Origin of the sequence: Micromonospora globispora, assembly GCF_003857015.1 — a bacterium.
Classification (GTDB): Bacteria; Actinomycetota; Actinomycetes; order Mycobacteriales; family Micromonosporaceae; genus Micromonospora; species Micromonospora globispora.
This window is the reverse complement of sequence record NZ_QGGF01000519.1, coordinates 1-8,606: the sequence shown is the minus strand read 5'-3', so window position 1 is coordinate 8,606 and position 8,606 is coordinate 1. Positions and strand designations below refer to the sequence as shown.

Sequence of the window (8,606 nt, the reverse complement as noted above, 5' to 3'; positions counted from 1 at the left end):
ACCTCGGCCGCCTCGGCCAGCTCGACGTCGAGCCCCGGCACGGCCGCCGCGACCGTACGCATCGCGCTCGGCGGTTCGAGCGCGTCCAGGCGTACGGCCACCCGGGCGGCCCCCTCGGCGGCGAGCGCCTGCCGAAGCGCGTCCAGCATCGGCCCGCCGGCCGGGGTCACCTGCCCGAGCCAGGGCCGGCTGCGGCAGCACTCGGCCAGGTCGCCGTGCTCGTGGGTGTCGTCCGGGTGGTCCCGGATGAAGTCGGCGAGCGCCACCAGGTGCGCCACGTCGTTGTCGCGCTGGAAGCGCAGCCGGTGCGCGGTGTGCACCGCGCAGTCGAAGCTGGGGTCCCGGGCCAGTGCCCGGTCGATCCAGTCCAGCGCCTCGTCCAGCCGCCCGTTGTCGGCGAGCGTGCCGGCGATGTCGGCGTAGACGGCGAGGTCGTCGGGATCGTGGGCGACGGCGCGGCCCAGCGCGGCCAGGGCCTCCCGGGTGCGGCCGGCGCTGCGGTACGCGTACCCGAGCCAGACCTCGCCGAGCTTGGACGGCTCCGCGCGTACCCCCCGACTGGCCCAGGTGACGGCGAGGGCGACCTCGCCGATCCGCCGGGCCAGCGCGGACGCCGCGCCGAGCAGCAGGGCGTGCCCGGGGTGCACGGTGATCGCGTTGCGGGCGAGCGCGAGATACGGCCGCAGCGGGTCGCGGGCCCGCCGCGGCACCGGGTCCGGCACGACCGCGCAGACCTGCATGAGGATCCGGGCGGCCCGCTCGGGGTCGAGCCGTTCGGCCAGTTCGGGGGCGATCACCCAGGGGACGCCGGCCCAGTCGACGCCGGGCGCGTAGCCGGTGGCGGCGGCCAGCAGGTCGAGTCCCTCGGCCGGCCGCCCCGCGGCCGCGAGCAGGTGTGCGCGGGCCACCACCGCGCCGACGAAGGCGTGGTGGCCGAGCGGGAAGAGTTCCAGGTCGCCGCCGCTGGCCACGGCGACCCGGGCGAGGGTCTCGTGCACCTCGGGCAGGGTCGGGGACTGGACGAGGGCGGCCGCGACGTGGTCGGCGGCGTGCTGGAGGTCCCCGTCGGCCAGCGCCAGCCGGGCCAGGGCGAGTTCCTCCTCCGCGGACAGCGCGGGGTCGTCCGTTCCCTCGGGCACGTCGTCCTCTCTGCGTCGGTTCGCCAGCCGGGCAAGCCTAGGGGATCTTCGACCGATCTGGTGATCCACTGCGCATTGCTGCTCGTTCCATTGATCGGTGCGGCTGAAAGATGCAAGACTGAGCACCGATCGCGCGGAAAACGCGCAGAGGGGAGCCTTTCGTGACGCGTCCAGGGGCTGGCATGGCCGCCGACATCGACGAGCAGCCGGCCGGCTACGACCGCCTGCTCTCCGGCGAGCACGCCGAGGCGATCGCCCGGGTGGCGGCGGTGATCGCCGAACGTCGGCCCCGGCACGTGGTGTTCACCGCGCGCGGCACCTCCGACCATGCGGCCCTCTACGCGGCGTACCTGGCCGAGATCCGGCTCGGCCTGCCGGCCGGCCTGGCCTCCCCGAGCGCGATCACGGTCTACGGCGCCCGACCCGACCTGTCCGACGCCCTGGTCGTCGGGGTCAGCCAGAGCGGCGGCTCGCCCGACCTGACCGAGGTGCTCCGGGTGGCCCGGGCCTCCGGCGCGCTGACCCTCGCCGTCACCAACGCGCCCGGCTCGCCGCTGGCGCAGACCGCCGAGCTGTCGGTCGACATCGCCGCCGGGCACGAGCGAGCGGTCGCCGCCACCAAGACGTACACCGCGGAGCTGCTCGCGCTGCTGATGCTGGTCGAGGGCGTCCGGGCCGGTGACGGGGTGCTACCGGCCGAGGAGCGGGCCGCGCTCGCCGCGCTGCCCGAGCTGGCCGAGCGCACCCTCGCCGACCCCACCCCGGCCCAGCTCGCGCCCCGCTACCGGTTCGCCGCCCAACTGGTCACCACCGGCCGGGGGTACGCGTACCCGACCGCCCGGGAGGCGGCGCTGAAGCTGATGGAGACGTCGTACCTGCCGGCGCTCGCCTTCTCCGGCGCCGACCTGCTGCACGGCCCGCTCGCGATGACGGACCCGGACGTGCCGGTGCTCGCCGTGGTGGGTTCCGGCCCCGGCGGCCGGTCCATGCGGGAGGTGCTGCCCCGGCTCGGCGAGCGCCGCGCCGACGTGGTGGTGGTCGGTTCCGCCGACGTCGAGGTGAGCGCCCGGATGACCGTCCCGGAGGTCGACGAGCGGTACGCCCCGCTGCTGGACATCCTCCCGTTGCAGCGGCTCGCGCTGGCGCTGGCGCTGGCCCGCGGTGAGGATCCGGACGCTCCCCGGGGGCTGAAGAAGGTCACCGCGACGATGTGACGTCCGGCGTGGCACTCTGGTCACCGTGTCCACGCTGCGCGACCTCGCCGAGGAGCACACCCAGCTCCGCCCGGCCGACATCGACCACCTGCACCGGATCGCGGGGGACTGGCAGCTGCTGTCCGACCTCTCCTTCGCCGATCTGCTGCTCTGGGTGCCGGTGGACGGCGAGGGGACCTTCCTCTGCGTGGCCCAGGTCCGCCCGACGACCGCCCCCACCGCGTACCTGGACGACCAGGTCGGCCGGATCGTCGGCGGACCGGAGGTGGCGCACCTGGAGGTGGCCCACCGGCAGGGCCGGATCTGGCGGGAGGGTGACCCGGTCTGGTACGGCGACGTGCCGGCCCGGCACGAGGCGATCCCGGTGCGGCTGCGTACCGCCGAGGGGGAGGCCGGCGAGGTCATCGCCGTGGTCGGCCGGGACACCAACCTCTCCACCGCCCGTACGCCCAGCCAGCTCGAACTGAACTACCTGACCACCGCCGACGACCTGGCACAGATGATCGCCGACGGCACCTTCCCGCCGCCCCGGCACCCCGGGGAGACGACCTCCGCGCCCCGGGTCGGGGACGGGCTGGTCCGGCTGGACGCCAACGGCAAGGTGACGTACGCCAGCCCGAACGCGCAGTCCGCGTACCGGCGGCTGGGATACGCCTCCCACCTGGTGGGGGAGGATCTGGCCAAGCTGCACCGCCGGCTGGCCGCCGACCCGCTGGAGGGCACCGACGCGGCGAACGCCGTCCTGGCCGCGCTGCGCGGAGACGCTCCGCCCCGGCGGGAGATCGACGCCCGGGGCGCGACCATGCTCACCCGGGCGCTGCCGCTGATGCCGGCCGGCGTGCCGATCGGCGCGCTGGTGCTGGTCCGGGACATCACCGAGGTACGCCGCCGGGACCGGGCCCTGATCACCAAGGACGCCACCATCCGGGAGATCCACCACCGGGTGAAGAACAACCTGCAGACCGTCGCCGCGCTGCTCCGCCTCCAGGCCCGCCGGGTCTCCATGCCCGAGGCCCGGGTCGCCCTCGAGGAGTCGGTACGCCGGGTCGCCTCGATCGCCCTGGTCCACGAGACGCTCTCGATGTCCAGCGACGAGGCGGTCGAGTTCGACGGCATCGTCGACCGGGTGGCCAGCGCGGCCACCGAGGTGGCGGTGACCGAGGTGAGTGTCGGGATGCGTCGCCAGGGCAGCTTCGGGGTACTGCCCGCCGAGATCGCCACCTCGCTGGTGATGGTCCTCAACGAACTGCTGCTCAACGCCGTCGAGCACGGCTTCCCGTCGGCCGGGGAGGAGGGCGTGACCGCCGCCCGGGACGGTGCGAAGCCCGAGGTGGTGGTCAGCGCGCACCGGCTCCGCAAGCAGCTGCACGTCACGGTCGCCGACAACGGCCGCGGGCTGCCCGAGCAGTTCGACGCCGAACGGGGCGCCAACCTCGGCCTTCAGATCGTCCGGGCCCTGGTCACCGGCGAGCTGCGCGGCAGCATCGAGCTGCACAACGCCCCCACCGGCGGCACCGAGGCGGTGCTGGTGGTCCCCCTGGCCCGCGGCACCGCCGACCGCCTCACCGCCTGACCCGCCCCCGCCGCCCGCGGATCTTGGGGCCCGAGGCTCAGCGGGTCATCTTGGGCCCGAGGCTCAGCGGGTGAGGAGGGCGACGGTGAGGCCGGGGCGGGGCCAGACCTGCTGGACGGTGAAGCCGTCCCGGAGTGCGGCACCCTTCGCGCCCCGCACGGTGGCCAGCGGGTCGTTGCGGCGTCCGGCCACCACCAGCCAGACCCGTCGCACGCCGGCCAGGCACTCCGCCGGGCGGTCGCACTCGCCGGCCCAGAGGTCCGCGCGCTGCCGCTGGTCGCGGACCACCAGCACGTCACGCGGCTCGCGCGACCCCAGGCGGTACGCGATCCCCAGGTCGAGGAAGAGCCAACTGTCCCGGGGGGAGAAGACGATCGCGTCGCCGGACTGCTGGTGGTCGGCGATCACCCGAGCCGCGCCCCGGTAGTCGACGGTGGCGGTACGGGGCCACTCGTGGGTGTGCCGTAGCGCCGCCTGGTCCGGCGCGCCGAGCAGCCCGGCCAGCACCACCACGGCCAGCGCCGGTGCCAGCCGTACGCCGGCCAGCGCCGCGCCGGCCAGCAGGCAGCCGAACGGCACGGTGAAGACCAGGTAGCGCGGCACCCACAGCGGTACGACCAGCCCGGCGGCGAAGACCAGCGCGACGGGGAGCAGGACGCACGCCCCGGGCAGCAGCGCGCGCCGACCGAGCCGTGCCGCGCCCAACGCGGCGAGGCCGAGGAGCAGCCCGCCCACCGCGCCGCTCTGCGTCACCCCGCCGGGCAGCGCGGGCAGGTCGGTCAGCCGGGCCAGGTCCACCCAGTCGAGTTGCCGGGACCGCTGTGCCCGGGCCGCCAGCACCAGCGGGGTGACCAGCACCAGGGCCGGCAGCAGCGCCACCAGCCACCGCCACAGCCTGGCAGGGCCGGACCAGTCCCTCCCCGCAGGCAGGCCGATACTCGTCGGGCCACGCCACTGGACGAGCAGCACCGCCACGGCGTGCGCGGCGAGCAGGGTGAGCGCGATCAGGTGGATCAGGCCGAGCGCGGCGACGGCCGCGGCGTACCCGCCCCAGCGGGGCCACGACGGTCGGCGGAGCGCCTCGACGAGGAGCAGGGTGGCGAGCACGGCGAGGAGCGTGGCCAGCGCGTACGGCCGGGCCTCCTGGGCGTACCGGGAGGTGCCGGGGAGTACGGCGAAGAGCAGGCCGGCGAGCAGGCCGGTCCGGGCGTCGACCAGCCGTTCGCCGAGCCGCGCGGTCACCGCGGCCGCCCCGGCCATGGCCAGTACGGAGGGCAGCCGCAGCGCGATGGTCGAGTCCCCGAACAGGGCCACCCAGCCGTGCATCAGCAGGTAGTACGGCCCCGTGGCGGCGTCGATGGTGCCGGCCAGCCGGGCCAGGTCGCCCACCGGTCGGGTCGCCGCGCTCCAGGTCGCCAGCTCGTCCCGCCACAGTTGCGCCCGGCTCATCCCGGTGAGGGCGATGACCAGCGTGAGCAGCGCCGGCCACACCCAGGGTCGCCGGATCAGGGCCTGCTCCCGCGCTACGTGCGGGGGTGGGCCGACCCGCTCCACCGGGACGACCGGACGCCCGACCAGAGGCCGCTTTACCGGCATTTCGCCCACGGTCAGAGCCTCGCACACCTGGCCGGCCTGCGTGGCCGGTTGATCAACAGGAGTCCGGCTTCCTCTGGTCCGTGATGTGGGATCACACACTCGGTCGTTGGCCGGCCGACCCGGGGTGTGGAAGCATGGTGGCCATGCTCGCCGCTGTCGTCCGCCGCTTCGTGGCCCGCCGCCACGTCGATTACGGCCGCGTCCGCAGCGCCATCTGTCCGGCCCACTGACGACGCCCGACCCATCCGTCTCGGGCGCAATGCGCGCCGGCCGTTCATGACATCGCCGTCCACGGCCCTCACCAGGGGCCGGCCGTCGCGTCCGCGCACCCAGGCAACCGCAGACAACGGAGGACGCCGCGATGGCGGTCAGCAGCACCCAGTCCCGGCCCGAGACCCCGGCGGCCCCGGCCGCCCGGGCGCCCCGCCGTCCGCGCGGCGAAGGGCAGTGGGCCCTCGGCCACCGTGAGCCGCTCAACCCCAACGAGCGGATGAAGAAGGACGACGACCCGCTCAACGTACGGGCCCGGATCGAGAACATCTACGCGCACCGCGGCTTCGCCTCGATCGACCCCCAGGACCTGCGCGGCCGGTTCCGCTGGTGGGGGCTCTACACCCAGCGCAAGGCCGGCATCGACGGTGGACGTACCGCCGTGCTGGAGCCGCACGAGCTGGAAGACGAGCACTTCATGCTCCGGGTCCGGGTCGACGGGGGCGAGCTCACCCTGGCCCAGCTGCGAGTGATCGCGGACATCTCCCGCGAGTTCGCCCGGGACACCGCCGACATCACCGACCGGCAGAACATCCAGTTCCACTGGATCCGGGTCGAGGACGTGCCGGAGGTCTGGCGCCGGCTGGAGTCGGTCGGCCTGCAGACCACCGAGGCGTGCGGGGACTGCCCCCGGGTCGTGCTGGGCAGCCCGGTCGCCGGGGTGGCCGAGGCCGAGCTGGTCGACCCGACCCCGGCGATCGACGAGATCGTCCGCCGGTACGTCGGCAGCCAGGAGTACTCCAACCTGCCCCGCAAGTTCAAGACGTCGATCTCCTGGCTGGTCGACACCCCGTACGAGGCGAACGACATCGCGTTGCTCGGCGTGGACCACCCGGAGCACGGTCCCGGCTTCGACCTCTGGGTCGGCGGCGGCCTCTCCACCAACCCGATGCTCGCCAAGCGGCTCGGCGTCTGGGTGCCGCTGGCCGACGTGCCGGACGTCTGGGCCGGCGTGGTCGGCATCTTCCGCGACTACGGCTACCGCCGGCTGCGCAACCGGGCCCGGCTGAAGTTCCTGGTGGCGGACTGGGGCGTGGAGAAGTTCCGCGAGGTCCTGGAGAAGGAGTACCTGGGCCGCGCCCTGCTCGACGGTCCCGCCCCGGAGTTGCCGCAGAAGCCGATCGACCACATCGGCGTGCACCGCCAGCGCGACGGCCGGAACTTCGTCGGCGCCGCCCCGGTGGTGGGTCGGGTCTCCGGCCCGCAGCTCGCCAAGCTCGCCGACGTGGTCGAGGCGCACGGCAGCGACCGGGTGCGGCTCACCCCGTACCAGAAGCTGCTGGTGCTCGATGTGGCGCCGGAGCGGACCGAGTCGCTGGTCGACGAGCTGCGCGGGATCGGGCTGGAGGCCCGGCCGTCGGCCTGGCGGCGCGGCACCATGGCCTGCACCGGCATCGAGTACTGCAAGCTCGCCATCGTCGAGACCAAGGCGCGCGGCGAGGAGCTGGTGGCCCGGCTGGAGGAGCGGCTGCGCGACTTCGACGCGGACATCTCCATCCACATCAACGGCTGCCCGAACGCCTGCGCCCGCACCCAGGTCGCCGACATCGGACTGAAGGGCCAGCTGGTGGTCGGCCCGGACGGCCGGCAGGTGGAGGGCTTCCAGGTGCACCTCGGCGGCGGCCTCGGCATGGCGCAGGGGCAGACCGCCGGCTTCGGCCGCAAGCTGCGCGGCCTGAAGACCACCGCCGAGGAGCTTCCCGAGTACGTGGAACGGCTGGCCCGCCGCTACCTGGCCGGCCGGACTGAGGGCGAGACGTTCGCCAACTGGGTGATCAGGGTCGACGAGGAGGAACTCCGATGAGTGATGCCCGTTCGGTGCCGCTGTACTGCCCGTACTGCGGTGAGGAGGACCTGCGGCCGAGCGAGGCCGGGCACGGCGCCTGGGAGTGCCACGCCTGCGCCCGGGTCTTCACCGTGAAGTTCACCGGTCTGCTCGGCAGGGCGGTGGCCCGATGAATCTGGTGTCCGCGGCCAATCTGGGCCTGGTCGGTATCGGTGGTCCCGCGCCGGCGGACCCGGCGCGGCGTGACCCGGAGGAGCTGCGCGCACTGGCCGAGCGGGCCGGGCGGGAGCTCGAGGGCGCGCCGGCGCTGGAGATCGCCCGCTGGGCGGCCGAGACCTTCGGCGACCGGTTCTGCGTGACGAGCTCGATGGCGGACGGGGTGCTGGCCCACCTGGTCTCCCGGGTCGCGCCGGGTGTCGACGTGATCTTCCTGGACACCGGCCTGCACTTCCCCGAGACGCTGCGGGTCCGGGACGAGGTGGCCCGGCGGCTGCCGGTGAACGTCCGCTCGATCCGCCCCCGGATGACGGTGGGACAGCAGGACGGCCAGTACGGCCCCCGGCTGTTCAACAAGTCCCCGGACGACTGCTGCCAGCTCCGCAAGGTCGAGCCGCTGGAACGGGCCCTGACCGGGTACGACGCCTGGGCGGCCGGCCTGCGGCGGGACGAGTCCCCGACCCGGGCCAACACGCCGGTGGTGGCCTTCGACGCCCGACGCGGCAAGGTCAAGGTCAACCCGATCGCGGCCTGGACGCAGAAGGACGTGGACGCCTACATCTCCCGGTACGACATTCCGGTCAACGAGCTGTTCAGCCGGGGCTACGGCTCGATCGGCTGCTGGCCGTGCACTCGTCGGACCAGGGCGGGGGAGGACCCCCGCGCCGGACGGTGGGCGATGTTCGAGAAGACCGAGTGCGGCCTGCACGTCTGAGCGCCCCGGCGGCGGAGCCGGTGGTCCTGGTGGCGCACGGCAGCCGGGACCCGCGGGCGGCCGAGGCGACCCGGGCACTGGCCCGGGCCGTGGCGGC

At 74.5% G+C, this 8,606-nt stretch carries 7 protein-coding genes and 1 pseudogene; 6 read left to right on the top strand and 2 right to left on the bottom strand.

Translation table 11 applies throughout. From position 1 onward, the window contains the following. The coding region (locus DKL51_RS27830; RefSeq protein WP_148097863.1) for a tetratricopeptide repeat protein at window positions 1–1,139 on the bottom strand (1,139 nt) is incomplete at its 3' end. 182 nt (window positions 1,140–1,321) lie between these two features. On the opposite strand from DKL51_RS27830, the gene DKL51_RS27825 reads away from it, so the two are divergent. Both DKL51_RS27825 and DKL51_RS27820 read left to right on the top strand, forming a co-directional pair. After that, window positions 1,322–2,353, top strand: a complete 1,032-nt coding sequence (locus tag DKL51_RS27825; RefSeq protein ID WP_109945438.1) for an SIS domain-containing protein — start codon at window positions 1,322–1,324, stop codon at window positions 2,351–2,353. A gap of 25 nt (window positions 2,354–2,378) precedes the next feature. Next, window positions 2,379–3,926 (top strand): sensor histidine kinase, encoded by a 1,548-nt coding sequence (locus tag DKL51_RS27820; protein WP_109945439.1) that lies wholly within the window; start codon window positions 2,379–2,381, stop codon window positions 3,924–3,926. Between the two features lie 63 nt (window positions 3,927–3,989). Here DKL51_RS27820 and DKL51_RS27815 read toward each other — a convergent pair whose 3' ends face one another. After that, a complete protein-coding gene (locus DKL51_RS27815) occupies window positions 3,990–5,522 on the bottom strand; it encodes a glycosyltransferase family 39 protein (protein ID WP_109945440.1) in 1,533 nt (510 codons plus the stop codon). A gap of 361 nt (window positions 5,523–5,883) precedes the next feature. Between DKL51_RS27815 and DKL51_RS27810 the strand changes: the two genes are divergently transcribed. The 4 genes and pseudogenes from DKL51_RS27810 to DKL51_RS35890 all read left to right on the top strand — a co-directional run. Next, complete coding sequence (locus tag DKL51_RS27810; protein ID WP_109945441.1) at window positions 5,884–7,596, top strand: nitrite/sulfite reductase; 1,713 nt, start codon at window positions 5,884–5,886, stop codon at window positions 7,594–7,596. Continuing rightward, the gene (locus DKL51_RS27805) at window positions 7,593–7,751 is read left to right on the top strand and encodes an IS1 family transposase (protein ID WP_123809808.1); all 159 of its coding nucleotides are present in this window, start codon (window positions 7,593–7,595) and stop codon (window positions 7,749–7,751) included. The genes DKL51_RS27810 and DKL51_RS27805 overlap by 4 nt, the downstream gene beginning before the upstream one ends. Beyond that, entirely contained in the window at window positions 7,748–8,509 is a 762-nt protein-coding gene (locus DKL51_RS27800; RefSeq protein ID WP_109945442.1) for a phosphoadenylyl-sulfate reductase, read from the top strand. The genes DKL51_RS27805 and DKL51_RS27800 overlap by 4 nt, the downstream gene beginning before the upstream one ends. Further along, window positions 8,491–8,606: pseudogene (locus tag DKL51_RS35890) on the top strand (cobalamin biosynthesis protein CbiX); the annotation flags it as partial. The gene DKL51_RS27800 and the pseudogene DKL51_RS35890, both read left to right, overlap by 19 nt.